This window comes from Escherichia sp. MOD1-EC7011 (genome assembly GCF_002965005.1).
Lineage (GTDB): Bacteria > Pseudomonadota > Gammaproteobacteria > Enterobacterales > Enterobacteriaceae > Escherichia > Escherichia ruysiae.
On the sequence record NZ_PTRD01000014.1, the window covers coordinates 75,969 to 101,385 of the forward strand.

General features: G+C 51.4%; 17 protein-coding genes. 14 read left to right on the forward strand and 3 right to left on the reverse strand.

Annotation, left to right across the window (positions count from 1 at the left end; genetic code table 11):
- The first annotated feature begins 120 nt into the window (after positions 1-120).
- The 12 genes from ndk to A7098_RS07080 all read left to right on the forward strand — a co-directional run bounded on the left by ndk (position 121) and on the right by A7098_RS07080 (position 19,351).
- Positions 121-552 (forward strand): nucleoside-diphosphate kinase, encoded by a 432-nt coding sequence (gene ndk / locus A7098_RS07020; RefSeq protein WP_000963837.1) that lies wholly within the window; start codon positions 121-123, stop codon positions 550-552.
- A gap of 149 nt (positions 553-701) precedes the next feature.
- Positions 702-1,856 carry a bifunctional tRNA (adenosine(37)-C2)-methyltransferase TrmG/ribosomal RNA large subunit methyltransferase RlmN gene (locus A7098_RS07025; RefSeq protein WP_000003318.1) on the forward strand — a complete coding sequence of 385 codons (1,155 nt, stop codon included), beginning with the start codon at positions 702-704 and terminating at the stop codon, positions 1,854-1,856.
- 284 nt (positions 1,857-2,140) lie between these two features.
- Positions 2,141-3,148 carry a cytoskeleton protein RodZ gene (rodZ, locus tag A7098_RS07035; RefSeq protein ID WP_032225953.1) on the forward strand — a complete coding sequence of 336 codons (1,008 nt, stop codon included), beginning with the start codon at positions 2,141-2,143 and terminating at the stop codon, positions 3,146-3,148.
- Between the two features lie 26 nt (positions 3,149-3,174).
- A complete protein-coding gene (ispG, locus tag A7098_RS07040) occupies positions 3,175-4,293 on the forward strand; it encodes a flavodoxin-dependent (E)-4-hydroxy-3-methylbut-2-enyl-diphosphate synthase (protein ID WP_000551807.1) in 1,119 nt (372 codons plus the stop codon).
- A 110-nt stretch (positions 4,294-4,403) separates the two neighbouring features.
- The gene (hisS, locus tag A7098_RS07045) at positions 4,404-5,678 is read left to right on the forward strand and encodes a histidine--tRNA ligase (protein WP_032225951.1); all 1,275 of its coding nucleotides are present in this window, start codon (positions 4,404-4,406) and stop codon (positions 5,676-5,678) included.
- Between the two features lie 17 nt (positions 5,679-5,695).
- Complete coding sequence (yfgM, locus tag A7098_RS07050) at positions 5,696-6,316, forward strand: ancillary SecYEG translocon subunit YfgM (RefSeq protein WP_000409213.1); 621 nt, start codon at positions 5,696-5,698, stop codon at positions 6,314-6,316.
- Positions 6,317-6,326: 10 nt separating this feature from the next.
- The gene (bamB, locus tag A7098_RS07055) at positions 6,327-7,505 is read left to right on the forward strand and encodes an outer membrane protein assembly factor BamB (RefSeq protein ID WP_001177079.1); all 1,179 of its coding nucleotides are present in this window, start codon (positions 6,327-6,329) and stop codon (positions 7,503-7,505) included.
- 117 nt (positions 7,506-7,622) lie between these two features.
- Positions 7,623-9,095, forward strand: a complete 1,473-nt coding sequence (gene der, locus A7098_RS07060) for a ribosome biogenesis GTPase Der (protein WP_024165069.1) — start codon at positions 7,623-7,625, stop codon at positions 9,093-9,095.
- A gap of 62 nt (positions 9,096-9,157) precedes the next feature.
- Positions 9,158-9,373, forward strand: a complete 216-nt coding sequence (locus A7098_RS07065) for a zinc ribbon domain-containing protein (protein ID WP_000422358.1) — start codon at positions 9,158-9,160, stop codon at positions 9,371-9,373.
- Positions 9,374-9,584: 211 nt separating this feature from the next.
- Entirely contained in the window at positions 9,585-11,765 is a 2,181-nt protein-coding gene (gene sinH, locus A7098_RS07070) for an intimin-like inverse autotransporter SinH (protein WP_000946974.1), read from the forward strand.
- A gap of 55 nt (positions 11,766-11,820) precedes the next feature.
- Positions 11,821-12,786, forward strand: a complete 966-nt coding sequence (locus A7098_RS07075) for a SinI family autotransporter-associated protein (RefSeq protein ID WP_105280556.1) — start codon at positions 11,821-11,823, stop codon at positions 12,784-12,786.
- A gap of 115 nt (positions 12,787-12,901) precedes the next feature.
- Positions 12,902-19,351, forward strand: a complete 6,450-nt coding sequence (locus A7098_RS07080) for a DUF823 domain-containing adhesin (RefSeq protein ID WP_105280557.1) — start codon at positions 12,902-12,904, stop codon at positions 19,349-19,351.
- A gap of 68 nt (positions 19,352-19,419) precedes the next feature.
- On the opposite strand, the gene xseA is transcribed toward A7098_RS07080, so the two are convergent.
- Positions 19,420-20,796 carry an exodeoxyribonuclease VII large subunit gene (xseA, locus tag A7098_RS07085; RefSeq protein ID WP_000937959.1) on the reverse strand — a complete coding sequence of 459 codons (1,377 nt, stop codon included), beginning with the start codon at positions 20,794-20,796 and terminating at the stop codon, positions 19,420-19,422.
- Positions 20,797-20,957: 161 nt separating this feature from the next.
- On the opposite strand from xseA, the gene guaB reads away from it, so the two are divergent.
- Both guaB and guaA read left to right on the forward strand, forming a co-directional pair.
- Entirely contained in the window at positions 20,958-22,424 is a 1,467-nt protein-coding gene (guaB, locus tag A7098_RS07090) for an IMP dehydrogenase (protein ID WP_001299507.1), read from the forward strand.
- A gap of 68 nt (positions 22,425-22,492) precedes the next feature.
- The gene (gene guaA, locus A7098_RS07095) at positions 22,493-24,070 is read left to right on the forward strand and encodes a glutamine-hydrolyzing GMP synthase (protein ID WP_000138265.1); all 1,578 of its coding nucleotides are present in this window, start codon (positions 22,493-22,495) and stop codon (positions 24,068-24,070) included.
- Between the two features lie 92 nt (positions 24,071-24,162).
- On the opposite strand, the gene A7098_RS07100 is transcribed toward guaA, so the two are convergent.
- Both A7098_RS07100 and A7098_RS07105 read right to left on the reverse strand, forming a co-directional pair.
- Entirely contained in the window at positions 24,163-24,702 is a 540-nt protein-coding gene (locus tag A7098_RS07100; RefSeq protein WP_105280558.1) for a DUF5384 family protein, read from the reverse strand.
- Positions 24,703-24,717: 15 nt separating this feature from the next.
- A complete protein-coding gene (locus tag A7098_RS07105; RefSeq protein WP_105280559.1) occupies positions 24,718-25,236 on the reverse strand; it encodes a glycine zipper 2TM domain-containing protein in 519 nt (172 codons plus the stop codon).
- Positions 25,237-25,417 lie beyond the last annotated feature (181 nt).

Here is a 25,417-nt window from a genome sequence, read left to right on the forward strand (position 1 = left end):
CTAGGTTTATTTTAAAAAAATGTTACCTTCGTCAATGGTCAACGGCTCTGTTGCTCATTATAATCCGCGCCATCTCGTACGCTGGTACAGACAACAACAGAATAATTTACAGAGGTAAAAATGGCTATTGAACGTACTTTTTCCATCATCAAACCGAACGCGGTAGCAAAAAACGTCATTGGTAATATCTTTGCGCGCTTTGAAGCTGCAGGGTTCAAAATTGTCGGCACCAAAATGCTGCACCTGACCGTTGAACAGGCTCGTGGCTTTTATGCTGAACACGATGGGAAACCGTTCTTTGATGGTCTGGTTGAGTTCATGACCTCTGGTCCGATCGTCGTTTCCGTGCTGGAAGGTGAAAACGCCGTTCAGCGTCACCGCGATCTGCTGGGCGCGACCAACCCGGCGAACGCTCTGGCGGGAACTCTGCGCGCAGACTACGCTGACAGCCTGACCGAAAACGGCACACATGGCTCTGATTCCGTAGAATCTGCCGCTCGCGAAATCGCCTACTTCTTCGGTGAAGGCGAAGTGTGCCCGCGCACTCGTTAATAATTTCGTAAATGCCGCGTGCAAACGTGGCATCCGTGCGCCAGAATTTGTACAATACAGCGCCCCCGGACGAGCAGCCGCTCACCGGGGCGTTTCTTTTTTCAACCCTCCAGGGGCCATAACGTGTAATAACGAGGCCGGAATAGCATATGTCTGAACAATTAGTCACACCTGAAAACGTCACCACGAAAGATGGAAAAATCAACCTGCTGGATCTCAACCGTCAGCAGATGCGGGAGTTTTTTAAAGATTTAGGTGAAAAACCCTTCCGCGCCGATCAGGTGATGAAGTGGATGTATCACTATTGCTGCGACAACTTTGATGAGATGACCGACATCAACAAAGTGTTGCGTGGCAAACTGAAAGAGGTGGCGGAAATCCGCGCACCGGAAGTGGTTGAAGAACAGCGTTCATCTGACGGCACCATTAAATGGGCGATTGCCGTTGGCGATCAGCGCGTCGAAACGGTGTATATCCCGGAAGACGACCGCGCCACGCTTTGCGTCTCCTCGCAGGTGGGGTGTGCGCTGGAGTGTAAATTCTGTTCCACCGCCCAGCAGGGCTTTAACCGCAACCTGCGGGTGTCGGAAATTATCGGCCAGGTGTGGCGTGCGGCGAAAATCGTCGGCGCAGCAAAAGTCACCGGTCAGCGTCCGATCACTAACGTAGTGATGATGGGTATGGGCGAGCCGCTGCTCAACCTGAACAATGTCGTTCCGGCGATGGAAATCATGCTTGATGATTTCGGTTTTGGCCTGTCTAAACGTCGCGTGACGCTTTCCACTTCCGGTGTAGTTCCGGCGCTGGATAAACTGGGCGATATGATTGACGTTGCACTGGCAATTTCCCTGCACGCGCCGAACGACGAAATTCGTGACGAAATTGTACCAATCAACAAAAAGTACAATATCGAAACGTTCCTTGCTGCAGTGCGCCGTTATCTGGAGAAATCCAATGCGAACCAGGGGCGCGTCACTATCGAGTACGTGATGCTTGACCACGTTAACGATGGCACTGAACATGCGCACCAACTGGCTGAACTGCTGAAAGATACGCCGTGTAAGATTAACCTGATCCCATGGAACCCGTTCCCCGGCGCGCCGTATGGACGCAGTTCGAACAGCCGTATCGACCGTTTCTCAAAAGTGCTGATGAGCTACGGCTTCACCACCATTGTGCGTAAAACTCGTGGTGATGATATCGACGCCGCCTGTGGTCAGCTGGCAGGTGATGTCATTGACCGTACTAAACGTACTCTGCGTAAACGGATGCAGGGTGAAGCTATCGACATTAAAACGGTCTGATAGTTATTACGCCACGGTTACTTTATGTACCGTGGCGTAATGTTTTATGAATGTAGCATTAAGTTGCAATTGTCTGATCAATATTAACGGTGCGTTTTTGCTGACTTTAAGGCAGTATGTAACGATGCAACAGTAAGTTAGCTTTGATTCATGTGGGCTTTGTCACGAGCACACAGACAGTCTTATACTGTATGATAAAGGTTAACTTTACGGATGTTTCGCGGTGTGGGTGGGCGTGATGGTTCACCGGCATCCCAATTCTCTTTTAAACGTACCTGCAGCGAATGAATACTGAAGCCACGCACGACCAAAATGAAGCACTTACCACCGGCGCTCGCTTGCGTAATGCCCGTGAACAACTTGGACTTAGCCAGCAAGCCGTTGCCGAACGACTTTGTTTGAAGGTTTCCACGGTACGCGACATTGAAGAAGATAAGGCGCCAGCCGATCTTGCTTCAACATTCTTGCGCGGGTATATCCGCTCTTATGCGCGTCTGGTTCATATTCCGGAAGAAGAACTGCTGCCGGGACTGGAAAAGCAGGCACCACTGCGGGCGGCAAAAGTTGCGCCAATGCAGAGTTTTTCCCTCGGCAAACGCCGCAAAAAACGCGATGGTTGGCTGATGACTTTCACCTGGCTGGTGCTGTTTGTGGTGATTGGCCTGAGCGGCGCCTGGTGGTGGCAGGATCACAAAGCCCAGCAGGAAGAGATCAGCACTATGGCTGATCAATCCACTGCGGAGCTGAATAATAACCAGAGCCAGAGTGTACCGTTAGATACGTCTGCTACCGAAACCCAGACGACTACATCGCCTGCGGCTGTAGATACCACCGCCACGAACACGCAAACGCCAGCCGTGACGACGCCAGCACCCGCTGTAGCGCCGCAGCAGGACGCAGTTGTTCCTCCTTCACAGGCAAATGTTGATATCGCGGCTACTACACCAGCGGCTCCGGTCGCAACAACAACGCCAGATGGCGCAGCGCCGTTGCCAATCGATCAGGCTGGCGTGACCACTCCAGCGGCTGATCCTAATGCGCTGGTGATGAACTTTACTGCTGATTGCTGGCTGGAAGTCACCGATTCTACCGGCAAAAAACTGTTTAGCGGGATGCAGCGTAAAGGCGGTAATTTGAATTTAAGCGGTCAGGCACCGTACAAACTGAAAATTGGTGCCCCAGCTGCAGTGCAGATCCAGTATCAAGGGAAACCTGTCGATCTGAGTCGTTTTATCAGAACTAACCAGGTTGCGCGTCTGACCCTCAATGCCGAACAATCACCGGCGCAGTAACAGACGGGTAACGCGGGAGATTTTTCATGCATAACCAGGCTCCAATTCAACGTAGAAAATCAACACGTATTTACGTTGGGAATGTGCCGATTGGCGATGGTGCACCCATCGCCGTACAGTCCATGACCAATACGCGTACGACAGACGTCGAAGCTACGGTCAATCAAATTAAGGCGCTGGAACGTGTCGGCGCTGATATCGTTCGCGTCTCTGTACCGACGATGGACGCGGCAGAAGCGTTCAAGCTCATCAAGCAGCAGGTTAACGTGCCGCTGGTAGCCGACATCCACTTCGACTATCGCATTGCGCTGAAAGTAGCGGAATACGGTGTTGACTGTCTGCGCATTAACCCTGGCAATATCGGTAATGAAGAACGCATTCGCATGGTGGTTGACTGTGCGCGCGATAAAAACATTCCGATTCGTATTGGTGTTAACGCCGGATCGCTGGAAAAAGATCTGCAAGAAAAGTATGGCGAACCGACGCCGCAGGCGTTGCTGGAATCTGCCATGCGCCATGTTGATCATCTCGATCGTCTGAACTTTGATCAATTCAAGGTCAGCGTGAAAGCGTCTGACGTTTTCCTCGCCGTTGAGTCTTATCGTCTGCTGGCAAAACAGATCGATCAGCCGCTGCACCTGGGTATCACCGAAGCCGGTGGCGCACGCAGCGGGGCGGTGAAATCGGCTATTGGTTTAGGTCTGCTGTTGTCGGAAGGTATTGGCGACACACTGCGCGTCTCGCTGGCGGCTGATCCGGTCGAAGAGATCAAAGTCGGTTTTGATATTTTGAAATCGCTGCGCATCCGTTCGCGCGGCATCAACTTCATCGCCTGCCCGACCTGCTCGCGTCAGGAATTTGACGTTATCGGTACGGTTAACGCACTGGAGCAACGTCTGGAAGATATCATTACCCCGATGGACGTTTCGATTATTGGCTGCGTGGTGAATGGCCCGGGCGAGGCGCTGGTTTCTACGCTTGGCGTTACGGGCGGCAACAAGAAAAGCGGCCTCTATGAAGATGGCGTGCGCAAAGACCGTCTGGACAACAACGACATGATCGACCAGCTGGAAGCACGCATTCGTGCGAAAGCCAGCCAACTGGACGAAGCGCGTCGAATTGACGTTCAGCAGGTTGAAAAATAATAACGTGATGGGAAGCGCCTCGCTTCCCGTGTATGATTGAACCCGCATGGCTCCCGAAACATTGAGGGAAGCGTTGAGGGTTCATTTTTATATTCAGAAAGAGAATAAACGTGGCAAAAAACATTCAAGCCATTCGCGGCATGAACGATTACCTGCCTGGCGAAACGGCCATCTGGCAGCGCATTGAAGGCACACTGAAAAACGTGCTCGGCAGCTACGGTTACAGTGAAATCCGCTTGCCGATTGTAGAGCAGACCCCGCTATTCAAACGTGCGATTGGTGAAGTCACCGACGTGGTTGAAAAAGAGATGTACACCTTTGAGGATCGCAATGGCGACAGCCTGACTTTGCGCCCTGAAGGGACGGCGGGCTGTGTACGCGCCGGCATCGAGCATGGTCTTCTGTACAATCAGGAACAGCGTCTGTGGTATATCGGGCCGATGTTCCGTCACGAGCGTCCGCAGAAAGGGCGTTATCGTCAGTTCCATCAGTTGGGGTGCGAAGTTTTCGGTCTGCAAGGCCCCGATATCGACGCCGAACTGATTATGCTCACTGCCCGCTGGTGGCGCGCGCTGGGTATCTCCGAACACGTAACTCTTGAGCTGAACTCTATCGGTTCGCTGGAAGCACGTGCCAATTACCGCGATGCGCTGGTTGCGTTCCTTGAACAGCATAAAGAAAAACTGGACGAAGACTGCAAACGTCGCATGTATACCAACCCGCTGCGTGTGCTGGATTCTAAAAATCCGGAAGTGCAGGCGCTTCTCAACGACGCTCCGGCGTTGGGCGATTATCTGGATGAGGAGTCTCGCGAGCATTTTGACGGTTTGTGCAAACTGCTTGAGAGCGCAGGTATTGCCTATACCGTAAACCAGCGTCTGGTGCGTGGTCTGGATTACTACAATCGTACCGTTTTCGAATGGGTCACTAACAGCCTCGGTTCCCAGGGCACCGTGTGCGCAGGCGGTCGTTATGACGGTCTTGTGGAACAACTGGGCGGTCGCGCCACACCGGCAGTCGGTTTTGCGATGGGCCTGGAACGTTTGGTGTTGTTAGTTCAGGCAGTTAATCCGGAATTTAAAGCCGATCCTGTTGTCGATATATACTTGGTGGCTTCGGGTACTGATACACAATCTGCGGCTATGGCATTAGCAGAGCGTCTGCGTGATGAATTACCGGGCGTGAAACTGATGACCAACCACGGCGGCGGCAACTTTAAGAAACAGTTTGCCCGCGCTGATAAATGGGGTGCCCGCGTTGCTGTGGTGCTGGGTGAGTCCGAAGTGGCTAATGGTACGGCAGTAGTGAAGGATTTGCGCTCTGGTGAGCAAACGGCAGTTGCGCAGGATAGCGTAGCCGCGCATTTGCACACGTTACTGGGTTAAGGAAGGAGAAGGACAGCGTGGAAATTTACGAGAACGAAAACGACCAGGTTGAAGCGGTTAAACGCTTTTTTGCTGAAAATGGCAAGGCACTGGCTGTTGGGGTGATTTTAGGCGTTGGCGCACTGATTGGCTGGCGCTACTGGAACAGCCATCAGGTTGAGTCTGCACGCTCCGCTTCTCTTGCCTATCAAAATGCGGTTACCGCAGTTAGCGAAGGCAAACCTGACAGCATCCCGGCGGCGGAAAAATTCGCTGCTGAAAATAAAAATACTTACGGCGCGCTGGCTTCTTTGGAACTTGCGCAGCAATTTGTTGACAAAAATGAACTAGAGAAAGCCGCCGCTCAATTGCAACAAGGGTTGGCGGACACGAGCGATGAAAATCTCAAAGCCGTGATAAATCTGCGTCTTGCCCGAGTTCAGGTGCAGCTCAAGCAGACTGATGCCGCGCTGAAAACCCTCGATACCATTAAAGGTGAAGGTTGGGCTGCTATTGTTGCCGACTTGCGTGGTGAAGCATTACTGAGCAAAGGTGATAAGCAAGGTGCGCGTAGTGCGTGGGAAGCAGGCGTGAAAAGCGATGTGACCCCGGCACTGAGTGAAATGATGCAGATGAAAATTAATAATTTGTCCATCTGAGAGGGACCCGATGCAATTGCGTAAATTACTGCTGCCAGGAGTGCTTTCCGTTACCCTTTTAAGCGGCTGTTCGCTGTTTAACAGTGAAGAAGATGTGGTCAAGATGTCCCCATTGCCGACCGTTGAAAACCAGTTTACGCCGACCACGGCGTGGAGCACTTCCGTTGGTAGCGGCATTGGTAACTTCTACTCTAATCTTCATCCGGCACTGGCGGATAACGTTGTCTATGCAGCCGATCGCGCTGGTTTGGTAAAGGCGATGAATGCGGATGACGGTAAAGAAATCTGGTCTGTCAGCCTGGCTGAAAAAGATGGCTGGTTATCTAAAGAGCCGGCATTACTTTCCGGCGGCGTGACCGTCGCAGGTGGTCATGTCTATATTGGCAGCGAAAAAGCGCAGGTTTACGCGCTGAACACCAGCGATGGTACTGTGGCATGGCAAACCAAAGTAGCGGGTGAAGCACTTTCTCGCCCGGTGGTCAGCGATGGTCTAGTGTTGATTCACACCAGCAACGGCCAGTTGCAGGCGCTGAACGAAGCTGATGGCGCTGTTAAATGGACCGTTAACCTTGATATGCCTTCGCTCTCTCTGCGTGGCGAGTCTGCGCCAGCAACCGCATTTGGTGCGGCAGTCGTTGGTGGCGATAATGGTCGCGTCAGTGCTGTGTTGATGCAGCAGGGACAGATGATTTGGCAACAGCGTATCTCCCAGGCGACGGGTTCTACCGAAATTGACCGTCTGAGCGATGTTGATACTACGCCTGTAGTTGTGAACGGTGTTGTTTTCGCGCTGGCCTATAATGGTAACCTGACGGCGCTTGATTTGCGCAGTGGTCAGATTATGTGGAAACGCGAACTGGGCTCGGTGAATGATTTCATCGTTGACGGTAACCGTATCTATCTGGTTGATCAAAATGACCGGGTAATGGCGTTGACCATCGATGGTGGCGTGACGCTGTGGACACAAAGCGATCTGCTGCACCGCCTGCTGACTTCTCCGGTGTTGTATAATGGCAACCTGGTGGTGGGTGATAGCGAAGGTTATCTGCACTGGATTAATGTGGAAGATGGACGTTTCGTTGCCCAACAAAAAGTTGATAGCTCTGGTTTCCAGACTGACCCGGTTGCCGCTGATGGCAAACTGCTGATCCAGGCAAAAGACGGAACCGTGTACTCCATTACACGTTAATCGTCTCTGTCGTTCACTTTGAAAACGGCTCCTGGACAGGAGCCGTTTTCCTGTTTTTAACAACGACGCGAAAATAGCGTGCGTTGTCTGATGATTTATAAAAATGAGGCTTTAAACATGGTACCTGTGGTCGCGCTTGTCGGGCGCCCTAACGTAGGAAAATCCACGTTATTTAACCGTCTAACTCGCACCCGAGATGCGCTGGTTGCGGATTTCCCGGGTCTGACTCGTGACCGTAAGTACGGTCGTGCGGAAATTGAAGGCCGCGAGTTTATCTGTATTGATACCGGCGGGATTGATGGCACAGAAGACGGTGTAGAAACCCGCATGGCGGAACAATCGCTGCTGGCGATTGAAGAGGCGGACGTCGTACTGTTTATGGTCGATGCGCGCGCGGGTCTGATGCCTGCGGATGAAGCCATTGCCAAACATTTGCGTTCCCGTGAAAAGCCAACCTTCCTGGTGGCGAACAAAACCGATGGACTGGACCCGGATCAAGCAATTGTTGATTTTTATTCACTTGGTTTAGGTGAAATTTACCCAATTGCCGCTTCGCATGGTCGTGGCGTATTAAGTCTGCTGGAGCACGTGCTGCTGCCGTGGATGGAAGATCTCGCACCGCAAGAAGAAGTCGACGAAGACGCTGAATACTGGGCGCAATTTGAAGCGGAAGAGAACGGTGAAGAAGAAGAGGAAGACGACTTCGACCCGCAAAGTCTGCCGATCAAACTGGCGATTGTTGGTCGTCCAAACGTCGGTAAGTCTACACTCACTAACCGTATCCTGGGTGAAGAGCGCGTCGTGGTTTACGACATGCCAGGCACGACGCGTGACAGTATCTACATTCCGATGGAACGTGACGGACGTGAGTATGTACTCATTGATACTGCGGGCGTGCGTAAACGCGGAAAAATTACTGATGCGGTAGAGAAGTTCTCGGTAATCAAAACATTGCAGGCGATTGAAGATGCCAACGTTGTGATGTTGGTGATTGACGCACGCGAAGGTATTTCCGATCAGGATCTCTCCCTGCTTGGTTTTATTCTCAATAGCGGGCGCTCACTTGTGATTGTGGTGAACAAGTGGGACGGCCTGAGCCAGGAAGTGAAAGAGCAGGTGAAAGAGACGCTGGACTTCCGTCTGGGTTTTATCGACTTCGCTCGTGTGCATTTTATCTCTGCATTGCACGGTAGCGGTGTTGGTAACCTGTTTGAATCAGTACGTGAAGCATATGACAGCTCTACCCGTCGCGTGGGGACATCTATGCTGACGCGTATCATGACCATGGCTGTTGAAGATCACCAGCCGCCGCTGGTTCGCGGGCGTCGTGTGAAACTGAAATATGCCCACGCCGGTGGTTACAACCCGCCGATTGTGGTGATTCACGGCAACCAGGTGAAAGACCTGCCTGACTCGTACAAACGTTACCTGATGAACTACTTCCGCAAATCTCTGGACGTGATGGGTACGCCGATTCGTATTCAGTTCAAGGAAGGGGAAAACCCGTATGCGAACAAGCGTAACACTCTGACGCCGACCCAGATGCGTAAACGTAAGCGTCTGATGAAGCACATCAAGAAAAGTAAGTAATTACTTATTGGGTTTCTCTTGCCATCCAGGAAGAGAAACCCAACCAATCGCGAGGAACAAATATGGAACTCAACTGCCCTGTCTGCCAAAACCCTCTCGAACGCAATGGCGAGACGGCTCACTGCACAACTTGCGATAAAGATTTCACTGTTCAGGCGCTTTGCCCTGACTGTCATCAGCCGTTACAGGTATTAAAAGCCTGTGGCGCGGTGGATTATTTCTGCCAGAATGGACACGGTTTAATTTCTAAAAAGCGCGTTGAATTTACCACTGCTTAATATCACGGGAATATATGTTTTTCTTTTATATATTCCCGGTATAAATATAATGAGCCAATTTCTATTAGCTTAACACGTAATTAGAGTGAACAAACTCCCATTGTTATAACTTTAAGAATATATTTAGCATTTCTGGTGTGTAATATCTGAACTATCTGGAATACAATGCCGAAGCTGATTTCAGATTATAAAATCGTTACAAGGAAAAGGCATGTTGCGATGGATACGCTATTTTATGCTAATTTTTATCTCTGGTGCTGCTTATGCGACACCAGAGATAAATGTTAAGCAAAGTGACTCTTCATTACCGGATTTGGGAAGCGAAGCTGCCTTACAAGAAGAACAAAATAATAAAGGTAAATCCTTGAAAGAGCGTGGTGTCAACTACGTCGCCGAATCCGCCCAGCAGGGATTTGAGAACCTGACCCCAGAAGCTCTGGAATCTCAAGCAAGAAGCTATCTGCAAGGGCAAATCACCTCATCTGCACAGTCTTATATCGAAGGTGCGCTTTCTCCATACGGTAAAGTCCGTTCGAATCTTTCTATCGGTCAGGATGGCTCGCTGGACGGCAGTTCAATCGACTATTTTGTTCCTTTATATGATTCTCAAAAAAGTGTTTATTTCAGCCAGTTATCCGCTCAACGTAAAGAGGAACGCACGATAGGTAATATTGGCTTCGGCGTTAGACATAATTTTGACAAATGGTTATTGGGTGGAAATATATTTTATGATTATGATTTCACTCGTGGACATCGCCGTTTAGGGTTAGGGACTGAAGCCTGGACGGATTATTTAAAACTTTCTGGTAACTATTATCATCCACTTTCTGACTGGAAAGATTCAAAAGATTTCGACTTCTATTTAGAACGACCTGCGCGTGGTTGGGATGTTCGTGCGGAAGCCTGGCTACCTTCTTATCCACAGTTGGGGGGCAAAGTTGTTTTCGAGCAATATTATGGTGACGAAGTTGCGTTGTTCGGCACCGATAATTTAGAAAAAGATCCCTATGCAGTGACGCTCGGCGTGAACTATCAACCAGTTCCGTTATTGACAGTCGGGGCGGACTATAAAGCAGGCACTGGAGATAACAGTGATCTTAGTGTTAACGCCACGATTAATTATCAGTTCGGTGTTCCGCTAAAAGATCAACTGAATAGCGATAACGTCAAAGTCGCTCACTCGCTGATGGGGAGCCGCCATGACTTCGTCGAACGTAATAACTTTATCGTGCTGGAATACAAAGAAAAAGACCCACTTGATGTCACCTTGTGGCTTAAAGCGGACGCCACCAATGAGCACCCGGAATGTGTGATTAAAGACACGCCAGAAGAAGCGGTTGGACTGGAAAAATGTAAATGGACCATCAACGCGCTGATCAACCATCATTACAAAATTATTTCCGCCTCGTGGCAGGCGAAAAATAACGCTGCCCGCACGCTGGTCATGCCTGTTGTTAAAGCGAATACCATCACTGAAGGTAACAACAACCACTGGAATCTGGTGCTGCCCGCCTGGCAGTACAGTTCCGATAAAGCAGAGCAGGAAAAGCTGAATACCTGGCGGGTACGGTTGGCGCTGGAGGATGAAAAGGGTAATCGGCAGAATTCCGGTGTGGTGGAAATCACCGTGCAGCAAGACCGTAAAATTGAGCTGATCGTCAACAATATTGCGGATGTACCTGAAGAGAACAATCACAGCCACGAAGCCAGCGCCCAGGCAGACGGCGTTGATGGCGTGGTGATGGATCTCGACGTCACTGACAGCTTCGGTGATGACACTGACCGCAACGGCAATACACTGCCAGAAGATAACCTTTCCCCGCAGCTTTACGATGCGCAGGATAAAAAAGTCACGCTCACCAATAAACCCTGTTCAACCGAGAATCCCTGCGTCTTTATCGCCAAACAAGATAAAGAAAAAGGAACCGTCACACTCTCCAGTACGTTACCCGGCACTTTCCGTTGGAAAGCAAAAGCTGCTCCGTATGACGACAGCAACTATGTGGATGTGACATTCCTTGGTGCGGGAGGGAATGATGTTAATGCGTTTATCTACCGTGTATCTGCGACTAATCCCGTCAATCTTATCGACAATGAGAAAGAGCATTTGCCTGTGGATAACGCCTACCGCTTTGTTTTGTGGCGCGATGCCAACAAAGATGGCGTTTTCCAGCAGTCGGAAAAACTGACGGAAGAGGAAATGACGCAATACGACTACCAGTGGGAATTTACCGGGCAAAGCGTTAACGGCTACACCGGCGCCCAAACAAATACCAGCAATGAAGATATTGTCATCCCTGCCACTAACGAAGAAGCCGTGCAGAAATTTGGTGCCCAAAAACAAGATGGCGTGCAAGGGTATGGATTACGTGTGGTTTACAGCAAGCACTAGATCGGCGTAATGGCCGATTGGCCAGTCACTGGATATTAATCAAGGAGAGAGTTGAATGAAACATTATTTAAAGCGACCGATGACCAAAGTTGCGCTGGCGCTGGCTTTAGCAGGGTACTGCGCAGTGCCAGCAGCCATGGCAGAAGGGCAGGGTAATCTAAGAGCTGGTCAGTGGCAATCAGAGACGCAATCAACCGGAACGATTCAGGGTACAGTGCCGTGGATAACTCGTAGCGCGACAGAAACGAGCGATGCTGATAAATCTCATGTGACTATTACTATTGATCGCGGTGCGCGAACTGCTTCAACGGATGGCGAAAAGCAATTTCATGTTGGCGATAAGTTAACGGCAAACTGGGCCATTGGCGATACCCAGGGCGATCTTGATGACAACAACACAGCGACAAAAGCCACGCTGCAATGGATGAGCTACAAAGATCAAGCGGGTGGTGACCCAAGAGAGATTGGTACAGTTGGCAGTGACACTTACACCATCGCTGCAGCAGATGCGGATCGATACATCGGCTTGAAGATCACACCAACCACCACAACCGGTGACCCTAACGTCGCAGAACAGTTGGTGATGCTTGACCTCTCGACAAATGCTGGTGGTGGTTCTGACAGCGATGATATTCCTGAAGGTCCGGTATTTGATGATGCGGTTAAAGTGGTCATTCATGAACAGGGCGTTAATACCAACCTGCTGGGCAAAGCAACCAAACTCAAAACCAATACCACCTATCAGGTCATGCTGTGGAAAGATGGAAACAGCAATGGAACCTATGATACGGGTGAAGAAGTTACCAACCAGTACAACTACCGCTGGCGCTTTACCGGCAGCAGTTTGCAGTTGGGTACTAACGGTGGGATTGTCAACCCGAGCCACAACAACAACGACCTGGTCATCCCGGTTACCAACGCCGAAGCGAAGACCTCTTTCGACTATTCCGAAGGCGGCCTCACTATTGGCGCAGACGGTGTTCAGGGCTACGGTTTGTCTATCGACTACCAGAGAAAATAATCTTTACCGGCACCATTCCCGTATGGGAATGGTGCTTTTCCGCACACTTTGCTTAGCCAACGTTAAGCAAAGTGGGTTGAGGTAAGAAAGTAACGTTAACGGGCAGGTTTCACTCATGGACGGGAAATTGAAACGCGTAAAAATGGTGATGGCATGTTTAATGCTTACTCTGGCTACGCCAGCAGTAGCGGCATTGAAAGGGAGCCAGTGGCAACATACCGCCGTTTCAACGGATGCCATAAATGGCACCCCTCCCATAGCAGACAGCGCCAGCGTGCCCGTTTATCAGGGCAGCCTCCAGCTTGATCCCGCCAAAGAGCACAATGTCGCCAGTACGGCCACGCCGGGGAACTTCAGCGTGGATGCCAGCGCAACCAGTATGATTTTAATTAACCCGGGCGATACCGAAGGTGACATGTTCAGCACTCCGCCGCTGCTGCGCTGGCAAAACCAAACGCTACCTGACGTTTCGCTGGTATGGGCGGAGGCTGCCACGTCTGATGTGCCGCTCGACCCGCAGCCTCGCGCCGATCGCTCCTTCTGCGCGCAAAACCTGGCGGGGCATAAGCTGGTAGTCATTCCACAGTTTGACCCTAAAGAAACGCTTCCGACGCTGAATCTTTTTACCCTGACCGGCGTGCCAAATCAGGGTTCGGTGTTGTTGAACGAAAAGCAGGTGACGCTCAATATTGCCGCAGCCCAGGGTGATTTAGTGAGTGCAAGCGTCAGCGGTTATGACGATACGCTAAAGGCAGCAAAAACCACCGTCGGCAGTACGATAACCTTAACGGTGACCACCAAAAACTGCGAGGGTAACCCAACAGGAAATCTTCCCTTTGTTATCAAACGGAAAGACGCAAGGAATCGCCAGGATGTTGTCAATAACACCAGCCCGGTGAGCATCGATAGCACGGAACTTACCACGACCACAACAGAGTATCACGGCACAACCGATGCCAACGGCACCGCGACCGTCACCGTCACGCAGCCTGCCGGACCAGGCGTAAAAACTCCGCTGGTTGTCAGTCTGCCAGGCATTACACAAACCAGCGAAACGGCAGTGATTTTTACCGTTCTGACCAGCCCGGACGTTGTGGTCGCCAGTATGTGGGGTCACATGCCGGATACGCTGAAAGCGCAGCAGTACACCTTCAGCCGACCAAAACTGGCGGCGGAAGTCAGCAATGAGGATGGCACCGCAGACGATCACAATGAAACCTGGTCCACGTTTGTCTGGAGTGGGGCTGATAACCACTGTGACATTTTGCCGGGTATGCGTCAGTTCGGCGCGTTGGCAACGGTCATTCCCACCTCGATTCAGGAAGTAGCGGGATGGCCAATGCAGGGAAACTATTACTGGTCTTCGCTGGCGGGGGCAAGTGGAATGCACCACGCGGCTGACGTTTCTAACCGTAGCGAGGCGCAAAAACCAGATGCGACGAAATTCCTGGTCAGTTGTATCGATAAAGAAGCTCCGGACGTCGAACCGAAAATTGTTCTCACGCCCGCGAGTTTTAATGATACGGCGCAGGCGATGAAAGCGAAGGTTGGGGAAGACGCCATCATGCGTCTGACTATTACTGACAACAAAAATAACGATCAGCCGTTAGCGTATTACTATTTCTCTTTGCATCTGGACGACGGCGTTAACCGTAAAAATCAATCCAATCCCACCTGGGAGACGCACCCGGTTCAAATCCGTGGTGGCACCAACCTACAACAGGTAGATGCGCATAATTACGAAGGGATTACTGACGCTAATGGCCAGGCCACGCTGACGTTAAGTCAGCCAGACGGCGTTGGTGTGAAAACACACATCACGGCGGCGATGCGTAGTAACTATAACGCATCGGATGCCAAAGACGTCATCTTCACCGTGGTCACCAGCCCGGACAGCGAATATGCCCGCATGTGGGGCCATATGGGCAGTGGGATTATGGCGGAGGGGAATCTCTATAAACGGCCACGCCTGGCGGATGAAACGACGCATGAAGTAGGGGTGATGCGTGAAAATAATGAAGACTGGGCGTTGTTTGACCAGAATACCAGTATGCAGGCGGAATGCGGTGTGGGGCATATTCCCTCGCAAAGCTCTCTGGAGATTTTATTTGCGGGTCATCAGGGAAATACGATAGGCACTGAACATGGCTGGCCGACGGCAAACTATGATTATCTTACCGCCGCCCAGCAAGTCGAATCGCATTCGTCCGTAGATCTGGGAACAGGTGTCGTGGATACCTATTCCGGTTTTAAACCCAACTATCTCTCCTGTTCTGCCAACGAACTGATTGCGCGGGTGGTGGTGGAAACCGATAAAGATGTTTCACCCACCTCTAAACAGGCAAGAGCAAAAGTCGGCGAAAAAATCACCATGACGGTGCGTACAGTCAATGGTCAAAATAATGCGCCCATCCCTTATGCTGACTTTACTATCACGAAAGATATCAGCCTTGATAGAGAAGGAAAGGCAACCGACTATAGCGATCCCAGCAATGGTGCGATAACCCTGAACGGCACGCAATATGGCACCTCACAGCCTTCGATGGTCTACTCCGGCACCACGGACGCGCAGGGCATGGCGACCGTCGTTATCGAGCAGCCGCAGGGGGTAGGTTTAAGAACCAAACTTATCGTCACACCGACCAATTCCGTGCTGCCGAACACAATCAACTACTACGTGATCTTTACCGTTCCCACCAGCCCGGATGTGACCGGTGCGAAAATGTGGGGTCACATGGATAACACCATCACCGTTGGGTCGCTAACCTTTGAACGCCCAAAACTGATTAATGAAGTCAGTGGTGAAACCAGTCAACTGGCTGAAAATAACGAAACCTGGGTACGCGTGGCGCAGGCGGATATTGAAAATACGGCGGCGGGCGGTTGCGGAGTCAATAAAGTGCCGCGCAAAGAACAGCTAAATATGCTTTATGCCGCCAACGACAATAATACTATCCAGACGGTTCACGGTTGGCCAACCCAGCGTGAAGAGTACTGGAGCAGCACACCTGTCGATAAAGTGCCGCATCTGGCGGCGGTCTGGTTGAATAACGGCAGTATAGAGAGTGCGAATACCACGCCAACGTATATGACGTGTTTAGCTACCGCTAATCCGCCTGCAAGTATCATCATGCTTGAAGTTGTGAACCAGGCGCAGTGGAACAGTTCGCTTAACGCAGCGAAGCTGAAAAAGGGCGAGACGTTGCAGGTGAAAGTGACGGTAAAAGACGCTGCCGGTAACCCGATGGCAGATATGCCGTTTACCCTGAAACGCGGTGATGGCTATACCCGCCCAGGTGAGCGTCATACGGCAGGCAGCAGCGATGGGGTTGTCTCATCGGTGGTGGTTGATGCTGGTCTGCCAGATGAAATGGCGCTCAATGATACCGCTACGGCGTATGCCGCCCTGACAGGTAGCGATGGCAGTAAAATACTCAACATTACGCGCCCGGATACCTACGGCACGAAAACGGCACTCACCGCTGCGCTCTATTCCGATCCAACAAAAAATGCATCGATGGATACCATTTTCACCGTCGTCACCAGCCCGGATAGTGCAAAAGCAAAAATGTGGGGGCACATGCCGGAAACGCTAACGGCAGGTGGTCTGACGTTTAAGCGCCCGATCCTGTTTTCAGAGTTGACCGGTAGCCCCGGCAATAAACGCAAGGGGCCGGAAGAAGATAACGAAATCTGGGCGCTGTTTACAGAAGCGCAGGCAGCGAAGAACAGTAATGGCGGCTGTGGTACGGATTATGTCCCCTCCATGAACTCGCTGGTCGCGCTCTCTGGCGCCTGGCACGGGCACTCGGTTGACGGCTGGCCGATACTGAAATCCTATGACTCCAGTACGCCGGACCAGAACAGTATTGACGATCGTAAATACAAAGGCGTGCAGCTTAACGGCGGCACCAGCAGTAGTCTGGCGGCAACGGACAACGGGTATTTGACCTGTCAGACAACGGCAAACCCGTCGGTTAGCACCATTGAGTTGAGGTCAGCCCAGGCGGCTAAATATGATGGTAACGATGCGGTAAAAGTCAGAACGGATTACAACAAAGTCGGGGATCAAATCACTATGGTAGTGACGACCCGAGATGCGCAGGGTAACCCGCTGGGCTATGTACCGTTTACGCTGAATCATGGTATCACACTGCCCCGTAACCCGAATTCGATTAGCATGGATAACCAGTCACGGTTGTTACATGTAGAGGATAGTTACAGTAACAGTAGTGACTACCTTGATGATAATGCTAAATATTACAGTATGACTGGGCCTGACGGTACGACGACATTTACGCTATATCAGCCCTATGATGGGAAGGGCACACGTATTCCGTTGACGGCGGAAATCGATGACGGTAGCGCCAGAACGTCGAATACCCTGAGTGCTATTTTCACTGCCATCACCAGCCCGGATACGCCAAAAGCGAATTTCTGGGGGCATATGCCGGAAACCTTAACAGCACATAACGGCAAGGTATTTAAACGTCCATTGTTAAAAGTGGAGGCAGGTTCTTCAAACGGGCTTATTGTCAACAATGAGAACTGGCAGCGACTGACTATCGCTAATGCGCTGAGTGGTATGCAGGGAGGTTGTAAAGATAAACTGCCGTCTATTAACGATTTGCAATCGTTATATGAAGCGTATCCTTCGGGAACCATTGAAACGGCACAGGGCTGGCCGCTCGATAAGTCAACATTGCCAAGACCGTACTTCTGGTCGCGAAGCGTAGTCACCAGTCCAGGCACAGCGAAGATCAGTTATCAGTACATTAATCTCAAATCGGGAACGACTGGGCAGGCAGCTTCAGATGCTACAGATCTCAACTTCCAGACCTGCCTGGAGAGTGCGGAGTCGGTAGGCAAAATTACCCTGACCACGGCGGCGGAAAACTGGGATATTTCGTTGCCGGCCGGAAAAGCGCATAAAGGCTCACCGCTGCCGCTGACGATTACGGTGACCCGACCAGATGGCTCTCCTGCGGCATTTGAGTCGGTGGGGATTTTGCGTGCCGCCAGTTACAATCGTGCGGGCACATCGCTCAGCGAAACGGTAACGACGGATGATTTGGTGGCCGATACGTTCAACCCAGCACAAACCATACAAAGCGTCAGCATGAATGGTCGGAGTAATACCAGTTATCTGGTTATTCAGACCGATGCTCAGGGTAAAGCGACGCTGAATCTTCACCAGGATAGCTCGACCGGTCTTAGAACACCGATAACCGCATCAGCACTTGGCAGTAGCCCTATGCTAACCGACTCGCTGGATGCAATTTTCACGGTTCTCACCAGCCCGGACGTTAGCGTAGCCAACATGTGGGGGCATATGGCGGAAACGGTGACGGCGGCAGATGGCACCGTTTTTGTGCGGCCTAAAATAAAGGCTGAGTTAACGAACACCTCAGGCGTTCACGTTAAGGATTTAAATAGTGAAAGTTGGCTTGTGCCTACTGTTCAGGAAAGGGAACGTAGCGGCACGGCGGCGTGTGAGGCCGCGCGCTGGCCGACCAACGAGCAACTTATATCGCTGTATAACCGTCATCCCAATGGAACATTGATGGCTGATACCGGCTGGCCGGTGGAGTCATCGGGGTATGCCTGGTGGGCAGTGGACTCGACGTGTGATACCAGCGGAGCCAACAGATGCGCGACTGTCGATTTGTATAATGGCCAGGCTGAGGCGGCGAGCAGAAGCCGCGCATTGCAGGCCTGCTTGCTGAACCCTAACGTTTCGGTGTCTACCGTAACGCTCACCTCAACGGTATTTGACGCTACCACTCAGGCTGCGAAGGTGAAGAAAGGGGAATCTATGCCGGTGACGGTCACAGTGAAAGACAGCGCCGGGAAACCGGTGCCGAACGTGGCCTTTACACTGACGCGCGGTGATGCCGTGCCACGCAACCCAGGGGCGACTTTGTATGGCGACGTGGCGGCGATGGATGACCTGCGCGTTCAGCCGTCCACTGGCGCGATGGTCACGTTATCCGATAGCGGTAATACACTTCAGGGAACCACCGGTTCTGACGGTACGGCGACGTTTATGATTAAACAGGATAATACGCCTGGATATAAAACGCCGCTGACGGTGACACTGACCGATAACACCAGCATCACCGCGACGATGGATGCCATTTTCACAGTAGTGACCAGCCCGAACGTGGCAAGTGCCTACTTCTGGGGGCATATGAGCGACACCGAGACGGTAAGCGGCAAAACATTGCACCGTCCGTTGCTGAAGTCAGAACTGCCGTCGAATGCTGTCGCAGCGGTAACGCCGGTCGTCAATAATGAAATCTGGGCGCTGGCGCATACGGTTGACAGCAGTAAATGGGATCTGGCGAAACAGTGCGGCAGACTGGGGAATGCACCGGAATACAGCGAACTGCAAACGCTGCATTCCAGCTTTAGCGCGTTGGGATGGCCGTCATCGCCCAGCTTCCCGTATTTATCGCAAAGCCGCTCTGGCAGCCTCTATTGCGGTATCATTGAACCTGCGGGCTCATTGGACTGTGCAATCTCCCCGGCGACGACATCAGGGTTTGCCACCTGCTTCCAGTAACACTTACGCCGCATCCGGCATGAGCGAGAGCCTGTGCCGGATGCGATGCTTGGCGCATCTTATCCGGCCTACGGATTAGCCGCTTTCTTACGCGGTTTACGCGTTTTTGTTACAGCACTGACTTCGCTAATCACCACGCCATCACCTAACCGCGTGGTCAACGTATCGCCCGTTTTCACCTGCTTAACTTGCTTCAGCACTGTCCCATCGGCGGCGCTGGTGACGCTATAGCCACGCGCCAGCGTGGATAGTGGACTCACGGCTTCCAGATGTGTCACTGCATTACCAAAGCGTTCACGCGTGGCACTAAGCTGTGCTCGCAGAGTTTCTGCCAGGCGATATTCCAGTTGTTGAATGCGAGTCTGCGCGCGATGAATGCGTGGTTGAGGATTTTGCTGATTCAGACGCTGTTCAAGCCGTTGCTGTTGCTGCACGACTCGTTTGAGTTGATTTTCCAGCGCATAGCTCATCCGCTTTTGCAGCCGCTCCAGCATGGTTTGCTGGCGCGCCAGACGTAACTGCGGATGTTGCTGCTGTAAACGATGGTGGATCTGCGTAAAGCGCCTGGTACGGTTGGCGAGATAATAATCCATCGCCATTTCCAGCCGCTGGCGGGAAGATTGCACCTGGCGCAGTAACTCCTGCTGATTGCGGCTCACCACTTCGGCGGCGGCAGAGGGGGTTGGTGCGCGTAGGTCGGCAACAAAGTCGGCGATAGTCACATCGGTTTCATGACCGACGGCGCTGACAATCGGAATACGGCTGGCAAAAATCGCCCTCGCCACGCGCTCGTCGTTAAAACTCCACAAATCTTCCAGCGAACCGCCGCCGCGACCGACGATCAAGACGTCGCATTCGTTGCGCAGGTTCGCCAGTTCAATTGCGCGAACGATTTGCCCCGGCGCATCATCGCCCTGTACGGCGGTAGGGTAAATAATCACCGGCAGAGAAGGATCTCGACGTTTTAACACATGCAAAATATCGTGCAGCGCCGCGCCGGTTTTGGATGTAATCACACCGACACAGTGCGCGGGGGAGGGGAGAGGTTTTTTTAGTTGCTGATCGAACAAACCTTCAGCCTGCAACTTCGCTTTTAGCTGTTCGTATTTCTGTTGCAACAAGCCTTCACCGGCTGGCTGCATACTCTCGACGATAATCTGATAATCACCGCGCGGCTCATACAGCGTAATGTTGGCGCGAACCAGAACCTGTTGCCCGTGCTGTGGGCGAAAGGTAACCCGGCGGTTGCTGTTGCGGAACATCGCGCAGCGAACCTGGGCGGTATCGTCTTTGAGCGTAAAGTACCAGTGACCGGAGGCCGGTTGTGTGAAGTTCGAGATTTCACCGCTGATCCACACCTGTCCCATCTCCTGCTCAAGCAGCAGACGAACCGTTTGATTCAGGCGGCTAACGGTAAAAATTGCAGGGGATTGAGACGGTAACATGTGAGCGAGATCAAATTCTAAATCAGCAAGTTATTCAATCGATAGTAACCCGCCTTCTGGGGATAGCAAGCATTATTTGCAAAAAGGGGTAGATGCAATCGGTTACGCTCTGTATAATGCCACGGCAATATTTATTAACCACTCTGGTCGAGATATTGCCCATGCTACGTATCGCTAAAGAAGCTCTCACATTTGACGACGTTCTCCTCGTTCCTGCTCATTCTACCGTTCTGCCGAATACTGCTGACCTCAGCACCCAGCTGACGAAAACTATTCGTCTGAATATCCCTATGCTCTCCGCAGCAATGGATACCGTAACGGAAGCGCGCCTGGCTATTGCTCTGGCTCAGGAAGGCGGTATCGGCTTTATCCACAAAAACATGTCTATTGAACGCCAGGCTGAAGAAGTTCGCCGTGTGAAAAAACACGAATCTGGCGTGGTGACTGACCCACAGACGGTTCTGCCAACCACGACGCTGCGCGAAGTGAAAGAACTGACTGAACGTAATGGCTTTGCGGGCTACCCGGTCGTTACTGAAGAAAACGAACTGGTCGGCATCATCACCGGTCGTGACGTGCGTTTTGTGACCGATCTGAACCAACCGGTTAGCGTTTACATGACGCCGAAAGAACGTCTGGTAACCGTGCGTGAAGGTGAAGCCCGCGAAGTTGTGCTGGCAAAAATGCACGAAAAACGCGTTGAGAAGGCGCTGGTGGTTGATGATGAATTCCACCTGATCGGCATGATCACCGTGAAAGACTTCCAGAAAGCGGAACGTAAACCGAACGCGTGTAAAGATGAACAAGGTCGTCTGCGTGTTGGCGCAGCGGTTGGCGCGGGTGCTGGAAACGAAGAGCGTGTTGATGCGCTGGTTGCCGCAGGCGTTGACGTTCTGCTGATCGACTCCTCTCACGGCCATTCTGAAGGCGTTCTGCAGCGTATCCGTGAAACCCGTGCTAAATATCCGGATCTGCAAATCATCGGCGGCAACGTGGCAACGGCTGCTGGTGCTCGCGCGCTGGCAGAAGCAGGTTGCAGCGCGGTTAAAGTCGGTATTGGTCCTGGCTCTATTTGTACGACTCGTATCGTTACTGGTGTAGGTGTTCCGCAGATCACTGCCGTTGCTGATGCAGTAGAAGCCCTGGAAGGCACCGGTATTCCGGTTATCGCTGATGGTGGTATTCGTTTCTCTGGCGATATTGCGAAAGCTATCGCTGCTGGTGCAAGCGCGGTGATGGTAGGTTCCATGCTGGCAGGTACTGAAGAATCTCCGGGTGAAATCGAACTCTACCAGGGGCGTTCTTACAAATCTTACCGTGGGATGGGCTCTCTGGGCGCAATGTCCAAAGGTTCTTCTGACCGTTACTTCCAGAGCGACAACGCCGCTGACAAACTGGTGCCAGAAGGTATCGAAGGTCGCGTAGCGTACAAAGGCCGCCTGAAAGAGATCATCCACCAGCAGATGGGCGGCCTGCGCTCCTGTATGGGGCTGACCGGCTGTGGTACTATCGACGAACTGCGTACTAAAGCGGAGTTTGTACGTATCAGCGGTGCGGGCATTCAGGAAAGCCACGTTCACGACGTGACCATCACCAAAGAGTCCCCGAACTACCGTCTGGGCTCCTGATTCTCTTCGCCCGACTTCATGTCGGGCGATTTATATTATCTGTTTCACTTGCCTCGGAATAAGCGTCAATGACGGAAAACATTCATAAGCATCGCATCCTCATTCTGGACTTCGGTTCTCAGTACACTCAACTGGTTGCGCGCCGCGTGCGTGAACTGGGTGTATACTGCGAACTGTGGGCGTGGGATGTGACAGAAGCACAAATTCGTGACTTCAATCCAAGCGGCATTATTCTTTCCGGCGGCCCGGAAAGTACCACCGAAGAAAACAGCCCGCGTGCGCCGCAGTATGTCTTTGAAGCAGGCGTACCGGTATTTGGCGTTTGCTATGGTATGCAGACTATGGCGATGCAGTTAGGTGGTCATGTTGAAGCCTCTAACGAACGTGAATTTGGTTATGCGCAGGTTGAAGTACAAACTGATAGCGCGCTGATTCATGGTATCGAAGATGCATTAAGCGCAGATGGCAAACCGCTGCTTGACGTGTGGATGAGCCACGGTGATAAGGTAACTGCGATTCCTCAAGATTTCGTCACCGTAGCCAGCACCGAAAGCTGCCCGTTTGCCATTATGGCTAACGAAGAAAAACGCTTCTATGGTGTGCAGTTCCACCCGGAAGTGACTCACACCCGTCAGGGTATGCGTATGCTGGAGCGTTTTGTGCGTGATATCTGCCAGTGTGAAGCCCTGTGGACACCGGCGAAAATTATCGACGACGCGGTAGCCCGCATCCGCGAGCAGGTGGGTGACGATAAAGTGATCCTTGGCCTCTCTGGTGGCGTGGACTCTTCCGTTACTGCGATGCTGCTGCACCGTGCAATTGGTAAAAACCTGACCTGCGTATTTGTCGACAACGGCCTGCTGCGTCTCAACGAAGCAGAGCAGGTTCTGGATATGTTTGGCGATCGCTTCGGCCTGAACATTGTTCACGTTCCGGCAGAAGATCGCTTCCTGTCAGCACTGGCTGGCGAAAACGATCCGGAAGCAAAACGTAAAATCATCGGTCGTGTCTTTGTTGAAGTATTCGATGAAGAAGCCCTGAAACTGGAAGATGTGAAGTGGCTGGCGCAGGGAACTATCTATCCTGACGTTATTGAATCTGCCGCGTCTGCAACCGGTAAAGCGCACGTTATCAAATCTCACCACAACGTTGGCGGCCTGCCGAAAGAGATGAAGATGGGCCTGGTTGAACCGCTGAAAGAGCTGTTCAAAGACGAAGTGCGTAAGATTGGTCTGGAGCTGGGCCTGCCGTACGACATGCTGTACCGTCATCCGTTCCCGGGGCCGGGTCTCGGCGTTCGTGTTCTGGGCGAAGTGAAGAAAGAGTACTGCGACCTGCTGCGCCGTGCGGATGCCATCTTCATTGAAGAGCTGCGTAAAGCGGATCTGTACGACAAAGTCAGCCAGGCGTTCACTGTCTTCCTGCCAGTTCGTTCCGTTGGCGTAATGGGCGATGGTCGTAAGTATGATTGGGTTGTTTCTCTGCGTGCTGTCGAAACTATCGACTTTATGACCGCACACTGGGCGCACCTGCCGTACGATTTCCTCGGTCGTGTTTCCAACCGCATTATCAATGAAGTGAACGGTATTTCCCGCGTGGTGTATGACATCAGCGGCAAGCCGCCTGCGACTATTGAGTGGGAATGATTTGACCCTGCACTATGAATGAACAAAACCCTCTGTTACTACAGAGGGTTTTTTATCCTCAAGAATTATAGGCTTGAAGTTACTAACATCGATTAATTAAACCAACTGTCCGATTTATTCTCTTCTGCTTTACCTACGCTCTTCATTAAATCGCGACCGCCTTCAGTCATATTCCTGTTAGCATCAGCTTCTGACTGCACAACATCGGTTTGCGCGGCTTTGTGCTTCAGTTCCTGATCGATAAATTCGTTTTCTCGCTTAACGCGGGCTTCTTCTTTCGCCAGCGCCAGTTTTTGTTTCTGAATCTCTAAGCTGCGCAGCTCATCTTCATAACTTTGATCGCGTTTTTTGTCCGCAGTGGCTTCGGTGTCCAGTTTATCCTGACGAGCTTTCTTATTTGCCGCTGCCGTTGCCGCTCTTTTGTTAGCGGCGGCCTGGGCATTTGCACGCCGTTGCTTCTCTTGCTGGATTTCCCTGTTGCGCTCCGCTACCCATTCGTCATGCTGCCTTTGCTCTTCATTTTTGCCTTGCTGTTCCGCTTCTGCGACAGCAGAGAGTTGATCCTGTAATGAAGAGGCGAAAGTTGAACTACTTAAGGCGGCTAAGATGGCGCAAAGTAAAACCTTCTTCATGAATCCTCCTGATTATTAGCTTTTTTCAGGACATTTTGTATTTGGCTGAATACGCGTTTCGTTATACGTAGTGGTAATAACAACGGCTAAACCCGTCGTGAACTGGCACTCTTTACCCACCTGGGTGGAGGTATACACTTTGGTGCCTTCTTTGTATGTTAAAGAAACACCTTCCACTAAGGTTTTATCATTCACCATAGAACCTGCCGCCGCACCTACGGCTCCGCCGCCAACTGCACCTGCCGTCGTTCCAAAGTTACTGCCGGAGCCGACGTTATGGCCAATAACGCCGCCAGCGACTGCGCCAATAAGTGCGCCGAAGGCTTGTGCGTTCCGTTTATTTTGTGAGTTGTCTACGGCAACTTTGGCAGGAAGAATAGAAATAATATTAACAGTTTTGGTTTCTTGTTTTGTATTCAGTTGATCGGTTTGATAAACATCGGCGGCATGATCGTCAGCGTTTGACTGGCATCCAGCCAGGGTGAATGACGCTAAAATTGCCACAGGCAGAAGACATTTTTTTAATTTCATCACTATTCCTTGTTATACACATTACGAAAAATAAGATATTTAAGATCATCAAAAGAGGAAAGTAAATGTATTGCGTATAAAGTAATAGATTAAATTTATGAAAATTCATGCGAGAAATAAATTATTAAATAAATATAATTTAAATATATGTATTAATTTAGAGCTTATGCCTTCTAAGGCAGGA